The sequence below is a fragment of the Alcanivorax sp. VBW004 genome (assembly GCF_009718865.1).
Lineage (GTDB): Bacteria > Pseudomonadota > Gammaproteobacteria > Pseudomonadales > Alcanivoracaceae > Alcanivorax.
Genome location: NZ_WNHC01000001.1, coordinates 2556009 through 2575532 on the forward strand (window position 1 = coordinate 2556009; position 19524 = coordinate 2575532).

Annotated in this window: 18 protein-coding genes; 8 read left to right on the forward strand and 10 right to left on the reverse strand. The window is 58.6% G+C overall.

The genetic code is table 11. The features are described from left to right. Positions 1–111: 111 nt before the first annotated feature. On the reverse strand, positions 112–1767 hold the full coding sequence (locus F1529_RS11585; RefSeq protein ID WP_039925869.1) for an electron transfer flavoprotein-ubiquinone oxidoreductase: 1656 nt from the start codon (positions 1765–1767) through the stop codon (positions 112–114). Positions 1768–2231: 464 nt separating this feature from the next. Between F1529_RS11585 and F1529_RS11590 the strand changes: the two genes are divergently transcribed. From F1529_RS11590 to F1529_RS11600, 3 genes are all read left to right on the forward strand, one after another. After that, positions 2232–2981, forward strand: a complete 750-nt coding sequence (locus F1529_RS11590; protein ID WP_007149354.1) for an electron transfer flavoprotein subunit beta/FixA family protein — start codon at positions 2232–2234, stop codon at positions 2979–2981. After that, positions 2981–3910, forward strand: coding sequence for an electron transfer flavoprotein subunit alpha/FixB family protein (locus F1529_RS11595; RefSeq protein ID WP_007148550.1), 930 nt, complete (start codon positions 2981–2983; stop codon positions 3908–3910). Before F1529_RS11590 ends, F1529_RS11595 begins: the two co-directional genes overlap by 1 nt. A 389-nt stretch (positions 3911–4299) precedes the next feature. Beyond that, positions 4300–5076, forward strand: a complete 777-nt coding sequence (locus F1529_RS11600; protein ID WP_155134893.1) for an SDR family oxidoreductase — start codon at positions 4300–4302, stop codon at positions 5074–5076. Between the two features lie 93 nt (positions 5077–5169). On the opposite strand, the gene F1529_RS11605 is transcribed toward F1529_RS11600, so the two are convergent. Then, complete coding sequence (locus F1529_RS11605; RefSeq protein ID WP_155134897.1) at positions 5170–7227, reverse strand: LTA synthase family protein; 2058 nt, start codon at positions 7225–7227, stop codon at positions 5170–5172. 208 nt (positions 7228–7435) lie between these two features. On the opposite strand from F1529_RS11605, the gene F1529_RS11610 reads away from it, so the two are divergent. Further along, a complete protein-coding gene (locus F1529_RS11610) occupies positions 7436–8221 on the forward strand; it encodes an acyl-CoA thioesterase II (protein WP_007150412.1) in 786 nt (261 codons plus the stop codon). Further along, the gene (locus F1529_RS11615) at positions 8218–8862 is read left to right on the forward strand and encodes a 1-acyl-sn-glycerol-3-phosphate acyltransferase (RefSeq protein ID WP_155134900.1); all 645 of its coding nucleotides are present in this window, start codon (positions 8218–8220) and stop codon (positions 8860–8862) included. The genes F1529_RS11610 and F1529_RS11615 overlap by 4 nt, the downstream gene beginning before the upstream one ends. 17 nt (positions 8863–8879) lie before the next feature. Here the strand turns inward: F1529_RS11615 and F1529_RS11620 are convergent, their stop codons facing one another. Then, a complete protein-coding gene (locus F1529_RS11620; RefSeq protein WP_155134903.1) occupies positions 8880–10106 on the reverse strand; it encodes a GAF domain-containing protein in 1227 nt (408 codons plus the stop codon). A 130-nt stretch (positions 10107–10236) separates the two neighbouring features. Between F1529_RS11620 and F1529_RS11625 the strand changes: the two genes are divergently transcribed. Beyond that, positions 10237–10503: an acyl-CoA-binding protein gene (locus F1529_RS11625; protein WP_007149309.1), complete on the forward strand. Its 267-nt coding sequence runs from the start codon at positions 10237–10239 to the stop codon at positions 10501–10503. 61 nt (positions 10504–10564) lie between these two features. Here the strand turns inward: F1529_RS11625 and F1529_RS11630 are convergent, their stop codons facing one another. The 3 genes from F1529_RS11630 to F1529_RS11640 form a co-directional block, all read right to left on the reverse strand. Continuing rightward, positions 10565–11746 carry a tol-pal system YbgF family protein gene (locus F1529_RS11630; RefSeq protein ID WP_155134906.1) on the reverse strand — a complete coding sequence of 394 codons (1182 nt, stop codon included), beginning with the start codon at positions 11744–11746 and terminating at the stop codon, positions 10565–10567. A 171-nt stretch (positions 11747–11917) separates the two neighbouring features. Then, on the reverse strand, positions 11918–12532 hold the full coding sequence (locus tag F1529_RS11635; RefSeq protein ID WP_007148775.1) for a hypothetical protein: 615 nt from the start codon (positions 12530–12532) through the stop codon (positions 11918–11920). An 11-nt stretch (positions 12533–12543) separates the two neighbouring features. After that, positions 12544–13509 carry a DMT family transporter gene (locus F1529_RS11640; protein ID WP_370457008.1) on the reverse strand — a complete coding sequence of 322 codons (966 nt, stop codon included), beginning with the start codon at positions 13507–13509 and terminating at the stop codon, positions 12544–12546. Between the two features lie 140 nt (positions 13510–13649). On the opposite strand from F1529_RS11640, the gene F1529_RS11645 reads away from it, so the two are divergent. Beyond that, complete coding sequence (locus F1529_RS11645; protein ID WP_007151037.1) at positions 13650–14411, forward strand: zinc-dependent peptidase; 762 nt, start codon at positions 13650–13652, stop codon at positions 14409–14411. Beyond that, complete coding sequence (locus tag F1529_RS11650) at positions 14411–14719, forward strand: antibiotic biosynthesis monooxygenase (RefSeq protein WP_155134909.1); 309 nt, start codon at positions 14411–14413, stop codon at positions 14717–14719. The genes F1529_RS11645 and F1529_RS11650 overlap by 1 nt, the downstream gene beginning before the upstream one ends. A 101-nt stretch (positions 14720–14820) precedes the next feature. Here the strand turns inward: F1529_RS11650 and minE are convergent, their stop codons facing one another. The 4 genes from minE to F1529_RS11670 all read right to left on the reverse strand — a co-directional run bounded on the left by minE (position 14821) and on the right by F1529_RS11670 (position 19451). Beyond that, positions 14821–15072, reverse strand: a complete 252-nt coding sequence (gene minE / locus F1529_RS11655) for a cell division topological specificity factor MinE (protein ID WP_007150134.1) — start codon at positions 15070–15072, stop codon at positions 14821–14823. Between the two features lie 3 nt (positions 15073–15075). After that, complete coding sequence (gene minD / locus F1529_RS11660) at positions 15076–15891, reverse strand: septum site-determining protein MinD (protein WP_039925873.1); 816 nt, start codon at positions 15889–15891, stop codon at positions 15076–15078. A 33-nt stretch (positions 15892–15924) separates the two neighbouring features. After that, positions 15925–16656, reverse strand: coding sequence for a septum site-determining protein MinC (gene minC, locus F1529_RS11665; protein ID WP_155134912.1), 732 nt, complete (start codon positions 16654–16656; stop codon positions 15925–15927). A 338-nt stretch (positions 16657–16994) separates the two neighbouring features. After that, positions 16995–19451, reverse strand: a complete 2457-nt coding sequence (locus tag F1529_RS11670; RefSeq protein WP_155134915.1) for an acyl-CoA dehydrogenase — start codon at positions 19449–19451, stop codon at positions 16995–16997. Positions 19452–19524 lie beyond the last annotated feature (73 nt).

Here is a 19524-nt window from a genome sequence, read left to right on the forward strand (position 1 = left end):
GATACGCTGTTTAGGGAGCGGCATCTCCGAAGAGATTAGCCCTTGCAGAACAAGGGGTTAGCGGCCGCAGGACAACACTCCATACGCTAACTAAGGCGACTCACGTCGCACTTACATGTTCGGGTAATTCGGGCCGCCGGTGCCTTCCGGAGCCACCCAGTTGATGTTCTGGGTCGGGTCCTTGATGTCACAGGTTTTGCAGTGGACACAGTTCTGGGCGTTGATCTGGAAACGATTTTCGCCGGTGTTTTCGTCTTCCACCACTTCGTACACGCCCGCCGGGCAGTAACGCTGGGCCGGCTCGTCCCACTTGGGCAGGTTAACCTCAAGCGGCACGCTCGGATCTTTTAGCGTCAGGTGACAGGGCTGATCTTCTTCGTGGTTGGTGTTGGACAGGAACACGCTGTCCAGCTTGGCGAAGGTGATCTTGCCGTCCGGTTTCGGGTAGTCAATTTTCTTGCTCTGGTCAGCCGGCTTCAGGGTAGCGTGATCCGGGGTGGTATCGCGCATGGTGAAGGGCAGCTTGCCGTTGAACAGGTTCAGGTCGACAAAGGCAAAAGCGGAACCGATCAGGTTACCGAACTTGTGCTGGGCCGGGCCGAAGTTGCGCTGCGCGTGCAGCTCTTCGTACACCCAGCTCTTCTCAAAGGCATCCTTGTATTCGGTCAGCTCGTCGCTGCCGCGGCCGGCTTTCAGTGCTTCAGCCAGTACTTCGGCAGCGATCATGCCGGACTTCATGGCCGTGTGGGTGCCTTTGATCTTGGCGAAGTTCAGCGTGCCGGCGTTGTCGCCAACCAGCAGGCCACCGGGAATGGTCATCTTGGGCAGAGACTGCAGGCCGCCCTTGACGATGGCACGGGCGCCGTAAGAGACACGCTTGCCGCCTTCCAGATGCTTCTTGATTTCCGGGTTGGTCTTCCAGCGCTGCATCTCATCGAATGGAGAAACGTGCGGGTTGGAGTAGGCCAGGTCGGTGATCAGACCCAGGGCAACCTGGTTGTTTTCAATGTGGTACAGGAAAGCACCACCCGGAGAGCCGGATTCAGTCAGCGGCCAGCCTGCGGTGTGAACGACCAGGCCTTCCTGGTGCTTGGCGGGATCGATGTCCCACAGTTCCTTGATACCGATACCGTAGTGCTGGGGGTCGGTGCCTTCGCGCAGGTTGTATTTTTCCTGCAGCTGCTTGCCCAGATGGCCACGGCAGCCTTCGGAAAAGATGGTGTACTTGGCGTGCAGTTCCATGCCCGGGGTGTAGCTGGGCTTGTGCTCGCCGTCATGGCCGATGCCGGAATCGCCGGTGGCGATGCCTTTAACAGACCCGTCTTCGTTGTACAGCACTTCGGTAGCGGCGAAGCCGGGGAAGACTTCGATGCCCAGGCCTTCGGCCTGCTCGCCCAGCCAGCGGCACAGGTTACCCAGGGAAATAATGTAGTTCCCTTCGTTGTGCATGGTTTTGGGGACGAACATGTTGGGCACTTTCTGTGCCTTTTCCGGGCCGGTGAGGAAGAAGATATCGTCGCCGGTGACCTTGGTGTTCACCGGGGCGCCCAGTTCCTGCCAGTTGGGGAACAGTTCATTCAGGGCGCGCGGCTCAAGCACCGCACCGGAAAGGATATGGGCGCCCACTTCGGAGCCTTTCTCTACCACAACAACACTGATTTCCTGACCGGTTTCCTGGGCGATCTGACCCAGACGGCAGGCAGTTGCCAGACCGGAAGGACCGGCGCCGACGATGACTACATCGACTTCCATAGATTCGCGTTCCACAGCCTGTCTCCTCGCTATCGATTGCGTGTTTGGCCCGGGAGCCACTGAGAAAGATGTTCTGACATTAGTGGTAACAGAAAACCTTTCTCAGTGGCCAACCGAGACCAGCCTTGGGGTGGCGCGGAGTATATAGAGATAGAAGAAACCACACCACTACTGGGGTTGACCCTGCGGACGCGAACTTGTGTCAACATTTGAACCGGCGCAGGGCACTTTCAAACAAGTGTTTGGATTATCTCTTGCTAGATGGTTGATTTACAAGAAAATCGCCGACCGACAGGTCACAAAAAGTGGACACTTTGTGTGGTCTATTTGCAGCAAAATCATCTGCTTACAGATTTTCGGCCTATTGACCTGTTGTGGGCGAGCGTTCAAGATAGCGGCTCTTTCGCGGGGGTGGACCCGGCAACGGCGTCATGTCGCCTCCTTCTACAAGTCACCCAATGGAACATTCCGAGGATCCTATGAAGGTTCTTGTACCCATCAAGCGAGTCGTTGATTACAACGTCAAGGTTCGCGTGAAGGCTGACAACACTGGTGTTGATCTCGCCAATGTTAAAATGGCCATGAATCCCTTTTGTGAAATCGCTGTAGAAGAAGCGGTGCGTCTGAAAGAAAAGGGTGTAGTTACCGAAATCGTTGCCGTTTCCATCGGCCCCAAGACCGCTCAGGAACAGCTGCGTACTGCCATGGCTCTGGGCGCTGACCGCTCCATCCTGGTCGAAACCGACGAAGACGTTCAGCCGCTGGGCATCGCCAAAGCGCTGAAAGCCATTGTTGATGAAGAGAAGCCTGAGCTGGTTATTCTGGGCAAGCAGGCTATCGATGGCGACAACAACCAGACTGGCCAGATGCTGGCTGCGCTGGCTGGCATGCCGCAGGGTACCTTCGCTTCTGAAGTGAATGTGGCTGACGGTAAAGTGAAGGTGACCCGTGAAATCGACGGTGGCCTGCAGACTGTTGAGCTGAGCCTGCCGGCAGTGGTTACCACTGACCTGCGCCTCAACGAGCCGCGTTACGCGTCTCTGCCGAACATCATGAAAGCCAAGAAAAAGCCGCTGGACACCAAGACCGCAGCTGATCTGGGCGTTGACCTGACTCCGCGTGTAACCACCGAGAAAGTGGAAGCACCGGCCGAGCGTCAGGCTGGCATTATCGTTGGCTCCGTTGACGAGCTGGTCGAGAAACTGAAGAACGAAGCGAAGGTGATCTGATGAGTGTATTAGTTTACGCCGAACACGATAACGCCGCGCTCAACAAAGTTACCCTGAGTGTGGTTGCTGCTGCCAAAGAAATCGGCGGCGACATCACTGTACTGGTAGCCGGTAAAGGCTGTGGTGCTGTTGCTGAAGAAGCGGCCAAGGTTGATGGCGTTTCCAAGGTACTGTGCGCAGACAATGATGCCTACGAGCATCAGCTGGCTGAAAACATTGGTGACCTGGTTGCTGAAGTGGGTGCGGATTACAGCCACATCCTGGCGGCTGCTACCACCACCGGCAAGAACTTCGCGCCCCGCGCGGCGGCTCTGCTGGACGTGGCCCAGATCTCCGAGATCTCCGACGTAATTGATGCGGACACCTTCAAGCGTCCGATCTACGCCGGTAACGCTATTGCTACCGTTAAGTGTGGCGATGCCAAGAAAGTGATCACCGTGCGTGGTACTTCTTTCGACGGCGTTGCAGCAGAAGGCGGTTCTGCTTCTGTTGAAAACATCGACGTTGCAAAAGACGCGGGCATTTCCTCCTTCGTGGGCGAAGAGCTGGCCAAGTCTGACCGTCCTGAGCTGACTTCTGCCGAGATCGTGATCTCCGGTGGTCGTGGCATGGGTAACGGTGACAACTTCGAAATCCTGTACAAGCTGGCTGACAAGCTGGGCGCTGGCGTGGGTGCATCCCGTGCTGCCGTTGACGCAGGCTTCGTACCCAACGATATGCAGGTCGGTCAGACCGGTAAAATCGTTGCGCCGAACCTGTACGTTGCTGTGGGCATCTCCGGTGCCATTCAGCATCTGGCCGGCATGAAAGACTCCAAGGTCATCGTTGCTATCAACAAGGACGAAGAAGCCCCCATCTTCCAGGTGGCGGACTACGGCCTGGTGGCTGACCTGTTCGAAGCTGTACCGGAGCTGGACGGCAAGCTGTAAAACAGCTCGCAGTTAAGCACCAGAAAAACCCGGCCTTGTGCCGGGTTTTTTGTTTTTGGGGTACAAGAGCTACGCTCGATTTGATTCGGAAATGCGAAAAGTTCCAGGTTTTGGCATTTCTACGAAGCCGCTGTAGGAGTTCCTCTTGAGGGACGAACCGAGCGACAGCGAGGAAAACGGTTCAGATATCACAAACGTTCTCTGTCCCTCAGGAATTGGAAATCACTCCCTTCGGTCGCTTCGCTATCGCTCGATTCGTCCCCTGGAAGGGAATTATTCGCTGCGCTCACCCTGCGGGCCGCCCTGGCGGGCGTTACTCCGCTACGCTACGTTCCTACAGGTGCCTTGAACCTGGTCAGGGTATTCACGGCTGAAAGCTGGAGCAAAAAATGTTTTCAGGAAAAACCGCGTTAATTACCGGCGCCTCCAGTGGTATTGGCGCAGAAATGGCACGCCAGCTGGCAGCGGCCGGCTGCAATCTGATTCTGGTGGCGCGTCGCACTGAACGGCTGGATGCGCTGGCCAGGGAGTTGAGCACTGTCACTGTGGACGTGATTACCGCTGATCTTGCTGATCCGCAAGCCGCTGATGCGGTGTATAAACAGACGCTGGTGCTGGGCAGGCAGGTAGACATTCTGATCAACAATGCCGGCTTCGGCTTCCAGAAACCCTTGTTGTCACTGTCCCCGGTCGATCAGCTGGGCATGGTGGATGTGAACGTGCGCAGCCTGCTGGCGCTGACACAATCTTTTACTGCTCCCATGGTTCAGCGCGGGCAGGGCTGGGTGCTGAATGTTAGCTCAGTGTCCGCCTGGTTTCCTATTCCCGGTATGGCGACCTATGCGGCCAGCAAGGCTGCAGTGCTGCACTTGAGTCGAGCGCTCCACGAAGAGTTGAAATCGTCTGGTGTGGTGGTGACGGCGCTCTGTCCGGGTGGCACGCGTACCGAGTTTTCGTCTCTGGCCCGTGAAAAAATGGATCAGGATCTGGAAAAGGCGATGATGCCGGCGGATCGGGTAGCCGCTGCAGGTTTGCAGGGACTAATGGCGGGGAAAGCGGTGGTGGTACCCGGTGCCATGTATAAGCTGATGGTCGCGGTAACACGATTCTTGCCCGGGGTTTGGGTCACCCGGCTGGCGGGGTCGGTGATGGGCCGGCATGACTAGAAAAAACAGCCTCTGACGCTGACAACAACAGGCGCCAGGATCACCTGTTGTTGTCGAGCTTGTGGCGTCAGACATCAAGCGTTGCTTCAATTCCTATTGCTGCGCTTTGTCTTCTTTGTTGTCCACGTTGTCGTAGAACATGTAGCGCGCGGTTTCGTATTGTCCGCGGGCCAGGTCATAGAGTTTTTCAAACACGTCTGGGTGCTGCTCGGCGCGGTCGGTTTCCGGGTCGTCGCTGTGCAGGTCGTGGAGGGTGGCATTGCTGCCATCGTGATTCATGCGCACGAAGTAATCCTTGGTCAGGGCGCCATACACCGGACGCGGCCCTTCCTGCATGACCACAAAACTGGCGCGGTCGCCTTCTGGCGCGGGACTCTGAATGTCCCGGCCCAGGGTAGTGTTGCGGTAGGTCAGGCCCAGCATGCCGGCGATGGTGGGCATCACATCGGTTAGCCCCATTGATTGTTCAATAACGCGGGGTTTCAGGTAAGCCGGTGCATAAATCATGTGTGGCACGTGATTGCTCTCCAGCCCCAGTTTTTCCATGGCCGGTGGCATGTGGGGGATGGTGGTAATGCGATTGTTGTGGTCGCCGAAGAATACAAAAATCGTGTTGTCGAAATAGTCACTGGCGCGTGCCATTTTCATGTATTCGCCCACGTTGTAATCCAGCAGACGCACGGCGTTGTATTGGGCGGGGTTGCGGAACCCGTGCTCTCTCAGCTCTTCTTCCGGCATATCGCGCACTTCGAAATCCCCGTTCTTTTCGGGGATCGTGAAGGGGCGGTGATTGCCGGCGGTCTGGATAAAGGCAAAGAAAGGTTGATCGTTGGGCAGGTCGTCGAGAATCTGGTTGGACTCGCGGAATAGCTCCAGGTCGGAAATGCCCCATACGTCTACGTTGGGCGCTTTCCAGTCACCTTCCTCGTACAGCTCAATCCCGTCAATGCTCTGCTTAATCAGCCCGTCGATGTTTGCCCAGCCGGCGTTGCCGCCGACAAAGTAGAATTTGCGGTAGCCCTTGAATTCATTCAGCACCATGCGTTGATGGCTGGTGAGAGGGTTACGGCTGGCGCTTTCCGTAGGCGCCACATCAGGAATGCCTGTGAAGGTGGCCCAGATGGTTTTGGCGGTGCCGGTAACCGGTACGTAGAAGTGTTTGAAGAGCCAGCCGTCGTCGGCAATCTGGTCCAGATGCGGGGTGGGGTTGAACGGGGTGCCGTAGGCGCCGACACGGCTGGCGCCGAGGGACTCCAGCATCACGAATACCACGTTCGGCGATTGGTCGTAATTCAGTTTGTGGGACTGCACATCCACAACACGGTCGAAGTTGAGCTCCTGGCGCTGCTCTGCCGGAATGCCCAGATAATCCGCCATGACGGGGTAATACTCTTTCACCGCGTCCTTGTCGTAGGGGGAGGCAGGGATGAGGGTGGTGTCGTAGAAGTACAGCACCGGGTTTAGCCCCAGCGATCCTACCGCTTTGTTGCCGGTGGCGAAGGCTTCGCTCCAGCGCAGCGGGATCGGGTTAAGAATATTGATGTCGCTGACCCGACCCAGAATTGCAAAGAAGAACAGTGCGAAACAGACGAAAAAGCCGAGTGTGGCCTGGCTTTTGGCAATGCGGGTTTGCGGACGGCCGAGCAAGGTTTTCTCAATCCACAGGGCGGCCCAGAAGGTGAGCGCGGTGGTGAGCAGCCAGCCCAGGGTAATCCAGATAACGGGGTAGCTTTCCCAGACCATCTGGGTGGAAATAGCGGTGTCTTCCAGGAAACGTAACGCGGTGACATTGAGCCGGTCGCCCAGGTAGGCGTAGTGGCCAAAATCGAGAATATAGGTGAGCACCACCAGCAACAGGGCCAGCAGCAGGTAGGCATGACCCACAAAGCGGGCAATGCTGCTGCGTAGCAGGTTCAGCCAGGGCAGGTAGGCCAGGGCCGCCAGCGGGAGCATCAGCAGCAGGGCCAGGCGCAAGTCAAAGCGAAGGCCAATGCCCCAGGCGGTGAGAATGGTGTCGGTGGCGATGTCACTGTCACCGGACAAAGGGGAAAAGCCGAAATAAAACACGGCGCGCAGTACAACCATCAGCGAGAAAAAGAGAGCAGTGATGGCCAACAGGTACTGAAGGCGTCGGGATTTCAACCAGGTCATGCGTTTATCTCCGTACTGGCGAAACTGAAAAAGAGGCGCCTATGCTACCGGCAAGGGGCGCCAAGCGCATGGGGAAAACACTATTTCCGCTTGTTTTATGCGCACTCTTGTTGGTTATGGCGCCGTTTCGGGATAATGACTTTTACCGATCTGGCGGGGATGGTAAATAAAGGGCCGCTATTTTCAGGCATGCAAAAAGTGAGAGATCATGACATTCGATGAAATTTTGGCCACGGTGGATGGCAAGGGCAGTGCCTCCTTCCCTGAAGGCTGGGGGCAGGGCCGGGCGCTGTTTGGCGGGCTGGTCGGTGCAGTGTTGTTTGACCATCTGCAAAAGACAGTGGCGACTGGGCGATTCTTGCGCAGTTTCTCTCTGTCTTTTGTGGCGCCGGCATCGCCCGGTGAGGTTGCATTGGAAGCGACGGTGTTACGGGAAGGGAAATCGGTGATGCAGGCGATGGTGTCCGCTCGCCAGGGGGAGCAGGTGGTCGCGGTTATGCTGGCCAGCTTCGGTGTGGGCCGGGAGTCCAAAGTGGTGGTGGAAGGGCCGTCTGCGCCAGGTTTGAAAGGGGCGGAACAAAGCATCGCGCTACCGTTTATCAAGGGGCTGACGCCGGATTTCCTGTCCCATTTTGATATCCGCTATGCGGAGGGCATGCCACCGTTCAGCGCCAGCGCAGCGCCGGATTTCGGGGGTTACATGGGCTTTGCCGTACCCCCGGAAACCATGAGTACGGCGGCGCTGATTGCCCTGGTAGATACCTGGCCGCCTTCGGTGCTGCCACTGCTTAAAGGTCCGGCACCGGCCAGCTCTCTGACCTGGACCATGGAATTGCTGGATGATCCAGAGTCTCGACCGGCGGATACTTTGTGGCAATATCGGGTAAACACGGACCAGTGCAGTGACGGCTATGGCCAAAGCCAGGCGGTGATCTGGGACGCGGCCGGGAAGGCCGTGGCACTGAGTCGACAGACTTTTACGGTATTTGCATGAAATCGGAACTGGCACCGCTGACAGCGCGAACACTGGGGGATCAGGTACCCCGTCGCGGCCACTGGCTGCTGGCGGGGTTGGGCAAATTGATACTGGGGGCCATGGGCTGGCGCATTGTTGGCCGCTTGCCCAATACGCCCCGTGTGGTTCTGGCGGTCGCACCGCATACCTCGAACATTGACGGGCTGATCGGCATCAGTGCCATCCAGTCGCTACGGGTGCAGGTGCGCTTCATGGGCAAACACACCTTGTTTGAAGGGCGTCTGGGCCGGCTCATGTACTGGCTGGGAGGCATTCCGGTGAACCGTGACAGCGCTCGGGATGTGGTGGATCAGACCACGGCGGTAATGCGCGAGACGCCGTTCTGGCTGGGGCTCGCCCCGGAGGGCACCCGTACTGGTGCCAAGCGGTGGAAAACCGGGTTTTACCGTATTGCCGAGCAGATGGCGGTGCCGATTGTGGTGTTGGGCTTTTGCTATCGGCGCCGGCAGGTGCGCATTGTCGATTGTTTCCTGCCTACCGGGGATATGGATGCGGACATGGCCCGGATGGTGGCATCGCTGGCGGATATTGTGCCGCGTAAGCCGGCGCTGCTGTCCGCCCCGCTGAAAGCGGCCAAGGCCGCACGAGGTATTGACTGACGCAGCCGCAAAGCCGGTTAGGCGCGGGTGCCGGCGGCCTGATCCAGGAATTGCTGGCGCCGTTGCGCGGATTGCAGCGCAAAGGCGAGAGGGCGATGCAGCTCGTTGATCAGCGTTTGTTGTTCCTGATCAAAGCCCTGGGTATTGGCGATCTCAATGATGCCCAGGGGGTGGTCTCCCTGTATCAGGGGCCATAGCAGCACGGCACCCGGTGGCCGTTTCCCCTGGCCCGTTTCCAGATCCAGATAATCCTGTGGTACGTGATGTTGCTGCATCAGCAGCCGCTGGTTTAGCGCGGCGCCGAGCAGGCCTTCGTCCGCGGGCAGGGTGTCGCGGCGTTGAGCTGAGTCGTTCAGTGCCCAGCTGGCCTGGCGTACCAAGGTGTCCTCTTCCAGCGTGTAGGCCGCGCCTACCTGCGCATTCACTTGCTGAACCAGATAACCCAGCACCCGTTCCAGTAGCTGTGTGGGAGTCAGGTTGCCGGCGATTTGCTCCATGAACGTATTGAGCTGTTGCTGCCGACGGGTATCTTTCTCTGCCTGCTCCCGCCAGTGCTTCAGTTGCTCGGATTCATGGGCCAGCAACAGGTTGTTGGCAAAATTGCGCCGTGCACTGATATCCAGGATATAGCCGTTCAGGGTGCAGATGATCAGCGGGATACCGAACGAAAGGGACACCAGCAGCAACGGAAGCTCCAGGCGCATAAGCAGGCTGATTGCGAAGGCCGCCACGGCGGCCAGGATGCAGGCGATCAACGTCTGCCGGGGCGGCAGACGCAGAATTGAGAAGCCAATAATGAGCAGATAAATGGTTTCAAACGAGGAAATCTGCCCGGGGAAACTGCCATCGAAGCGGATCGCCCCTAAAACGGTACCGGACAGGGACAGGCCCAGCGCCAGATACATGACACCAATGGCGTGGGGGCGCAGCCAGCTCAGCCGGGTGCAGCACCACAGCCCAATCAGGGCGACGGCGATGGGGTAAACGCCGTAGCTTCGCCAGGCGGCCATTTCCGGCGTTTTGACCAGCATAATGACCGGTAGCACGACCAACAGGTACAGCCCCATCAGCAGGTAAACGGAGCGGTTGATCAGATCCCGCGCGCGTTGATGTGCGTGCTCGCCGTATCGCCGTTCCAGGGCACGGTCGAATTGCACCAGAAAAGTATTGAGGGCATTGCGAAGAATGCCTTCCTGCTGCTGGTCAAGACTCTGGCTGGCCTGGGATTGCCCTGCGTCGCTCATGGCGTAACCTGGTTATTCTTCGTTTTGGTTGTGTTGGTATGTTGATTCATCCGCGATCACAGCGCACTATTTCCTGCAGAAATTAAGGCCCGAGCCTTATACAACAATGATCACATCGACAGGAAACATCATGACCGATACTGCCCGATTTGAACAAGCCCAGAAAGATGTCAAAACTCTCGACAGCAAACCGTCCAATGATGATCTGCTGTTTCTCTATGCGCACTTCAAGCAGGGAAGCACCGGAGATGTGACCGGCAAGCGCCCGGGAATGCTGGATATGGTGGGGCGCGCCAAGTATGACGCCTGGGCCAAGCTGAAAGGATTGGGGGCAGACGAGGCCAAGCAGAAATACATCGACAAGGTGGACGCCTTGTTGAAAAGCCACAAGGGGTGAGGGTGTGGGAGCCTGTGACCATGGTCATCGTGGTTCAGGCATCCCGCATCAGGCGTTCCCTTCAGGATTTTTTCTGCAGCAGCTGGGCCTTGCCCAGTTGCGCTTCCCCCGCCAGATTCCGGTAGAACGTTTCCAGTTCCGGAAGCTGCGCTTGCAGCGCTTCGCGCACCCGGCGCCGTGCGTCGGTCAGATTCGATTCCACCTGCTGTTTTTCCCGTGCCAGCTGGTCTTTGCGTTGCTGCAGTGCCGCAGGCAGCGCGGTGCCGCCGAGCTTATTGAGTCGGGCATTCAGCCGCTCCAGCCGTTCCTGTGCATCGACCAGCTGCGCGTTTAGTTCGTCGGCATCCGGGGCGTTTTGCAGGATACGTTGCAGGTCTGCAATTTCCTGTTCGGTGGCAGTTTTTTCGCGTTTTGCGGCGGTGCGAAAGGCGCCGTTGGTCAGGTCTCTGGCGGTGGCATGCTGGATGGCGTTGTGCAGATCGGTTTCCCGGCGATCCAGACACTTCTGTTGATGGTGCGCCGCTATTAACTGGCGGGTGGCGGTGAGCACCTGGCTGTCGTTATCACGAACCATGGCCAGTACCAGTTGGTCCATCACCGTGGTGCTGTTGCCCGCAACGGTGTTGGTCAGGGTGCGGTAGAGCTGCTCCGGCTGGCTGGAAAGTTGATCCAGGGCATTGAGGTTCTCCGCCGCCTTGGTCAGCGCCAGGTTGTACACCGGCAGGGCCAGCGCATCGGCGCCCTGATTGCGCCAGTCATCGCCGGCCAGTACCAGGCCGGATACTGCCCGGGGGTTGCCCGGGAAGCGCGCGGCAATACGGATAAACCAGGCCCGGGCCCGTTCCTCGTCACCGTCGCGCCGATAGCTCTCTGCCAGCAGGAAGGCGGCATCGACAGCAGCGGGGCTGTTTTGCTCCACTTCGCTGAGTTGCTGGCGGGCAAAGGCGGTATCGCCGTCTTTCAGGGCCAGTGCGGCCAGCCGCAGGCGCGCGTAATTACCCAGAATCGGTTTGTTGATGCTGCTGGCATGCTGGTTATAGGCAAGCAGTGTACGGGCTTGCGTTGTGGTCGCCTGGTGGCCCAGCAGGTCCAGAAGCTGTTCATCATCCTGGCTGATGGCCAGTGAGGAGGATGAGGCAGCCAAGGGGGCTGCGCTCAGGCAAGCCGAGTCGGCCATGCTGGCAAGGGGCAGCAATGTCAGGGTCAGGCTGGCGATAGCAGCACGTGAGAACGGTCCCATCATTATGTCAGTCTTTTTTTATTGGCATTATTGGGCCCAAATGGTGCGCCAACTGGCGAATGAGAGAAGGAACTGGGTCACACGGGAGTAGACAAAGTCGTCAGGTGGGGCTTGCCGGAGAGGGAATGCTCCCCGCTTCACGGGTGTTGTGAAGCAGGGCTGTGGGGATGGAGATCAGAATCCTCGATAGCTGGTTGCGACAATGGCAACCGCAGCAATGACCACCAGGATCCCCACGATGAACATCACCGTGGCAAGAATGCCCAGCACCTTGCCCGCCAGCGTCATGCCTTCACCGCTGTTATCCATATTGCCCTGGCGCATGGCAGCTAAATCCTTGTTGCCCAGGATCCAGGCGACAATGCCGACAGGGGCAAAAAGCAGTACCCCCAACAGGCCAAGTGTCAGTACCAGCCCACCACGGTGCGGCGCCGCGTTGGTGTTGATGGCGGGGTTTTGCGGGGCGTTTGTCACAGGCTGATGGCGACCGCTAAAGGCGGCACCCAGCATCAATGCGCTGATGATCAGGTACAGCCCGTTGTAGATGCCGCTGGAGATCAGGGCAAAGAGATCGCCGGATATCTTGTCGTCATACAGCATTTCTATCAGCACGAATTGCTGCAGGCACATATAGGCGATATGGACCAGGCTGAGCAGCGAGGCGATCAATACCAGAATGGCTGCGGTCCGTGCCTTTGGCATGAAAATGCCGGCCAGTACAAAGCCGGCGATGGCGACCAGAAAGGTCGGTAGCGTCATGGTGATGAGTTGCGCTATTTCTCCACCCATTGGAACTCCTTTTACTTTGGGGTTGAAACAAAAAGCCGGCTCAGGAAAACCTTGAGGAGGCTGCGTACAGCTCGCCAGCGATTGACCAGAAGCGACAGAAAGATCAGCGCGCAGCCTGCCAGTTGCAGCAGTGTCATCTGTTCACCGAACCAGGCGGCTGCCATCAGTGCGGTCCACATGGGTTCCAGCACCATAATGACAACACCATGGCTGTGCAGTGACAGGCTTTGCGCATAGGTTTGTACCAGAAAACGCAGGGCAGTGCCTACCGTGGCACTGAGTACCACCCACAGGGCCAGTATGGGTGTGGCGTTGGCCGCGGCACTTTGCCAGGGTTCAAAAATGGCGGACAACACCCCGGTTAGTACGCCCACCACGGCGAGCACTACCGTGGTCAGCGCCAGGGCAGGGACGCGTGGGTGTTCAATACATTCGCCATTCATGCCCTGCGTGGAGAGGGTGTTGGCGGCGCGGGTATTGAGATTGAAATAGAGCGCAAAAATGGTGGCGGCGGCCACAAAAAATAACTGCCCGGCTTCCAGGTGCAGCCCCTGATCCAGGGACAGCAGGGCCAGCCCCGCAGCGGCCACCGGCAGTGCCAGCCAGGTACTGCCAGGCACCGGCTCGGCAAAGATCAACCGGCCTATCACTGGCACCAGCACCACTCCCAGGCTGGTCAGAAAGGCGCCTTCCCCCACGTGCTCGCCCATGGCCAGCCCCATTACCCAGCAGCTCATGGCGATGCCGAAAACAGTACCGACCCGGACACAACGGAGCAGTTGCTGGCCGCTCAGGCGGCGCAGCTGGCGATGCGCCGCCATGGCCAGCAGGCTTGCGGCCAGCAGGAAACGCAGCGACATGAATAGCAGGGGAGGCATGGCCAGCACGGCTTCTTTGGAGAACATCCAGCTGATGGCAGCCAGAAGCGTGACCACCAGAAGCAGTAGGTCAGCTTTATGAGCTTGGTGGATAGACACTGAACACTATTCGCAGCAGAGACAGGCGGCGATGGTAGCACAGCCGTACCGGGCGGTAACGACTGGTGAAACGCCGCGATCATGGTCAAAGTAGACACCGGTAATCACAATACGACCAAGCAATCACGTGAGGGCAGTGCATGTTTGCAGCCTGGAAGAACTGGCGGGACGCTCGCCGGGTCAGGAAGATGGGATATACCCGGCAGGAGTGGGAGGCCGCTGTGTCGGACTGGCCGTTAATGGCCCGGTTTGCAGGTGAAGAGCGGGATGCGCTGTTTGATCTCTCGCTGCGTTTTCTGGCCCGAAAAAGCATCGCCTCGGGCGGTGGGTTCGCTTACACCGATGCCATGTGCCTGAAAGTGGCGACCATGGCCTGTGTGCCCATTCTGTACCTGGGGCTGGATTGGTATGACGGTTGGTACACGGTGATTTTGTATGAAGGCGCCTTTATTCCCAATCGGCCGCACCTGAGCGAAGACGGTGTGGTCCATGCCCAGGGGCCGGTGCTGGCTGGCGAGGCCTGGCATCAGGGACCGGTAATTCTGTCCTGGGACGCGATCTGTGATGCCTGCGCGCCGGAAAACCGGGCCAGCAATGTGGTGATTCACGAGATGTCCCACAAACTGGATATGCGCCGCAATGGCGCCAACGGCAGGCCGCCGTTGCATACCGGGATGAACCCGAAACAATGGCATGAAACCTTCACCGCGTGCTGGGAAGAGTTGCTGAGCGATTATCAGCACCACCGGCCCATGCCGGTGGATGCTTATGCGTTGACCGGTCCGGGTGAGTTTTTTGCGGTGTGCAGTGAAGCCTTTTTCGAAGGGCCGGATCAGCTCTACAAGGACTGGCCGGCTCTGTACCGCCTGTTGGCACAGTTTTATCGACAGGGAGAGCGATGATGAAATTTATTTTTGAGGTGCGCGTCAAACCGGGCTTTAGCGTGGAGGAATATGCCCGAGGATGGGTGGAAGCCAGTGAAATCATTCAGCAAAGCGAAGGAGCAAAAGGCACTTATTTACACCGAAAGATTGGCTACCCGGACACAGTACTGGCCATCGCCCATTGGGAGAGCAAAGCACACCGCGATGCCAAGGACGACAGCCGCAGCGCCAGGGTCAAGGCGATTCTGGAAAAGCACGCCAAAGTGGTTGAGGTCAGCGTGATCGGTGAGTACGACGAGCCGGAGTGGCAGGTGTTACCGCAGTGAGAAGGGGGCAGTTGGGTTTGCCAGAAGTGAGATGAGACAGGGCGATAGAGCTCGCCCCTGCGCTGTAGCGGTTGCCAGCAACAGGGGCGATCGCCATGGAATCAGGCTTCCGGCAGGGTGATATTCAGTTCGAGAATTTCACAGCCGGATTCCCGGTCCATCTGGACGTTCACGGCGTCCTGGTCCACAGGGACATATTTGCGCACCACTTGCAGCAGTTCTTCCTGAAGCTGCGGCAGGTAATCCGGGCCACCGCGGGTGGAGCGTTCGCGGGCGACAATGATCTGCAGGCGTTCTTTTGCCACAGATGCCGTGTTCTGCCTTTTAGGAAGCAGATAACTGAAGATGCTCATCCGTTAGCCTCCAAACAGACGGCCGAATAGACCTTTCTTGTTAGTGGTAAGAAAGCGGTGCGGCAGCTGGTCACCCAGGAATCGGGCAACGGCATCGCTGTAGGCCTGGCCGGCATCGGAATCCGTATCCAGGATGACCGGGCTGCCGGAGTTACTGGCATTGAGCACCGCCTGGGATTCCGGGACCACGCCAAGCAGTTCAATGGCGAGAATTTCCTGCACGTCTTCAACCGATAGCATCTGTCCGTTCTCTACCCGTTCTGGGGAGTAGCGGGTCAGCAGCAGGCGGGAGGGGATGTCCCCGTCGCCCAGTTCGGCGTGGCGGGTCTTGCTGGCCAGAATGCCGATGATGCGATCGGAGTCCCGTACACTGGAGACTTCCGGGTTGGTGACGACCACGGCCTCGTCGGCGAAGTAGGCGGCCATGAGGGCGCCTTTTTCGATACCGGCGGGGCTGTCGCAGATAATGTAGTCCATCTGCATGTCATCACGCAGGGCGTTGAGCACGCCTTCCACGCCTTCAATGGTGAGGGCGTCCTTGTCGCGGGTCTGGGAGGCGGGGAGGATGAACAGGTTGTCCACCTTCTTGTCCTTGATCAGCGCTTGCTTGATGTTGGCATCGCCACTGATCACGTTGACCAGATCATAGACCACACGGCGTTCGCACCCCATGATCAGGTCCAGGTTGCGCAGGCCTACATCAAAATCAATCACAGTGGTTTTAAAACCGCGCAGGGCAAGGCCTGTGGCCAGCGCTGCACTGGTGGTGGTTTTGCCGACGCCACCCTTGCCGGATGTCACGACCACGATCTTCGTCACGCTCTTCTCCTTACCTTCCATGTTTCATGCACGCTAGTTCAGCGCGGTAAAATGCATCGCTTCGCCCTGCATGTATAGATGCACGGGCCGGTTACGGTATGACTCGGGCAGGTCTTCGGCCACCCGATAATGGCCGGCAATGGATACCAGTTCGGCATTCAGTTGCTGGCAAAAAATACGTGCGCTGGTATCGCCGCGAACCCCGGCCAGGGCGCGACCGCGCAGGTTGCTGTACACATGAATGTTGCCGTCGGCCATGATTTCCGCGCCGGTGCTCACCGGGGCGAGCACGATCAGGTCGCCACGGCTGTAGACCTGCTGACCGGAGCGTACTGGCTGGTCGATGACCATGGTTTCAACCTGCTGCGCAGCGGGCTTGCTGTCCGCAGCACCATCGTCCGTGGCCGGTGCGGGTTCGGCGCGGCGGGGTACATCACGGCCGCCGGCTAGGCTCAACGTGCCCAGACCCAGCATGCTTGCTGTGTCCGCATCAATGTTCTCGCTGCGGGCGAGGGCAACCAGATTGACCCCCAAGCTGCGCAGCGTATCCACAGCGGCCATCAGCGCCACTGGATCGCTATCCAGCTCCGGGCTCACATCGATTACCACGGGGGCTTGCTGTAGCCACTGGGCGGCGTCTTCCAGGCGCTGGCTCACCTGCTGGTGGAGGACATTGGCATCCAGATTTTTCAACTGGAGGACCGTCATCATCAGCATGCGGCCCTTGAATTCGATTGCGGTTTTTTCTTCGACGACTGCTGTCATTGCTGACCTGTTGTCCGAGGGGCAAAGGGAGGCAAAAAGGCGCTCCGGGCCCAGTGGGGCGTAATTTGGGCAAGACTAGACGAAAGCGACCATGCGTAAAAGCGCCAAAAGGGTGATCTGAATGTTAAATCTCTGTGAGATGGAGCGGGCAGGGGATTAACTGCTGGAAAAAGCAGCGTTTTGGGTGAAAACGGCAGCGTTGCCTTTTTGTGAAAATGAGTACTGGTTAATGTTTGTGCATCGCAAACATTGGGCGCACGCAGGGGGCAGGGAGACAGCAGGTGGGAGAGGAAAAGCAGGGAAGGGCGGAATGGTGAACACCATCCCGCCCCGGTGGTTTACATCATTGGCCGTTCGGCGTGGACCTTCACTTCTTTCAGGTCCTTGTCGAAGGCGTCGGTGAGCAGGCAGTCGTAACGCATGGCGTCGTACTCGTTGATGGCGTCTACCTGGCTCTCGTTGATGATGCCCTTGCGGGCCGCATCCTGCAGTTTCTCCAGCACGGTCTTGCCTTCCAGCTGACCTTTGCCTTCCGCTTTCAGATACGCCAGGAAGCCGGGCTCCACTTCCAGCAGCTTGTTGAACGTGGCTTCCACGCGGCCGATGGAATCCTCCGGATCCTGGGAGATATAGGCGGGTTCCGCCAGCGCATCACGCACCGAGCTGGGTTCCATGATCATCTGCCCCAGAGTGCGTATCTGATCGTCGCTGGGTGCCTGCGCCTTGCAGGGGCGACCCAGCGGGAAGAACAGGCGCTTGAGCACGTGACCGATGCCGAAGAAACCGAAGTTGCGCGAGAACGCTTCCAGGGAGTCGTGGGCCCGGCTGAAGGCCAGCCGCAGCGCATAGTGCGCATGGGCATCGTTGGCCTCGTCGCGGGGCAGGGTGGCGTGGTACTTGAGAATGGCGCAGGCAATCAGCAGCTGGCTGTGCACATCACCCAGGCGGGCAGACAGCAGTTCGCGCCGCTTCAGGTCGCCGCCCAGCAGCGCCAGGGCCATGTCCGAGACGCTGGCCAGTACTGCACTGTAGCGGCTGACCAGACGATACCAGGGCGCACTGAACGCATCGGAATTGCCGGGGGCATCAGACAGGTAGGGGCCCGCCAGGGCCTGCACGATGGCACTGCTGATATTGCCCAGCGTATGGCCCGCGTGGGAGAAGAACAGGTCATCGAAGTCCTGTAGCCCCTGCTTCTTGTCTTCCGCCTGGATGGCTTGCAGTTCGTCATAGAGGAACGGATGACAGCGCATGGCCCCCTGCCCGAAGATCATCAGTGAGCGGGTGAGGATGTTGGCCCCTTCCACGGTGATGGCAATGGGGGTGGACTGATAGGGCAGGGCCAGGAAGTTACGTGGGCCCAGCTGAATGCCGCGACCACCGGCGATATCCATGCCGTGGTTGATCAGCTCACGCATCATTTCGGTGGCATGGTATTTGGCCATGGCGGTAACCACGGACGGTGCTCCGTCTTCCAGCGAACGGGTCACCAGATGGCGGTAGGCTTCCAGGGTGTAGGCCAGTGCCGCCACATCGGCGGACGCTTCCTGTACGCCCTCGAATTCGCCGACTGCCGTATTGAACTGGCGACGAATGCGACCGAAGGCACCGGTCATGCGGTAGCCCATTTCGCCACTGGCGGTGGCCAGCGCGGGCAGGGAGACGCCGCGGCCGGCACCGAGACATTCAATCAGCATGCGCCAGCCTTTGCCGGCCATATCCGGGCCGCCGATGATGGCATCGAGAGGCACGAACACATCCTTGCCATTGATGGGGCCGTTCATGAACGGGGAACCGGGGTAGTGCCGGCGGCCGATTTCCACGCCTTTGGTATCGGCGGGAATCAGTGCGCAGGTAATGCCCAGTTCTTCCTCATCACCGAGCAGTTTTTCCGGGTCATAAAGTTTGAAGGCAAGGCCGACCACCGTGGCCACCGGGGCCAGGGTGATCCAGCGCTTGGCGAAGTTCAGGCGCATGCCCAGCACTTCCTTGCCGTCGATCTTGCCTTTGCAGATAACGCCGGTATCGGGAATGGCGCCGGCATCGGAACCGGCTTCCGGCCCGGTAAGGCCAAAGCAGGGAATCTCGTCACCCTTGGCAAGGCCGGGCAACCAGCGGTCTTTCTGCTCCTGGGTGCCGTATTCCGCCAGCAGTTCGCCTGGGCCGAGAGAGTTGGGCACCATGGCGGTGACGGCGGCGGTGAGCGAGCGGGTGGCAATCTTGCTCATGATGCGGCTTTGCGCATAGGGCGAGAACGCCTTGCCGCCGTACTCAGTGGGAATGATCAGGCTGAAGAAGCCCTTGTGCTTGAGGAAGTCCCAGACCTCTTCGGGCAGGTCTCGCAGTTCGTGGAAGATCTGCCACTCATCAAGCATGTCGCACAATTGCACCACTTCGTTATCAATGAAGGACTGTTCGTCATCGGTGAGCGTGGTGAATTGAATGTGGGCGAATTTTTCCCAGTCCGGTCGGCCGGAGAACAGGTCGGCTTCGAACCAGGTGGTGCCCGCCTCGATGGCTTCGCGTTCGGTATCGCCAATGGCAGGCATGACTTTGCCCAGCGCGTTGTAGACCGGTTTGGTGATGAACTTCTGGCGCAGGTCTACGTGGTTAAGCACGGTAACGCCGGCGGCGAGCAGAATCAGGGAAATGGGATGGAACAGCCAGGAAGCGAGGAAGCCGCAGAGCAGCCACACAATGACGAAAACGGCACTGCCAATGCCTCGGCTGATTTGCTGATAGAAGAGGGTCATCAGCGTGGCAATTAACAACACAATAGCCAATAGGCTAAGCATGGTGATCTCCTTTGCCTGGGTGGAATACCTTCCAGCATGCGGGTGCCGCCATGGAGAGGGCGTGAAACTGTCG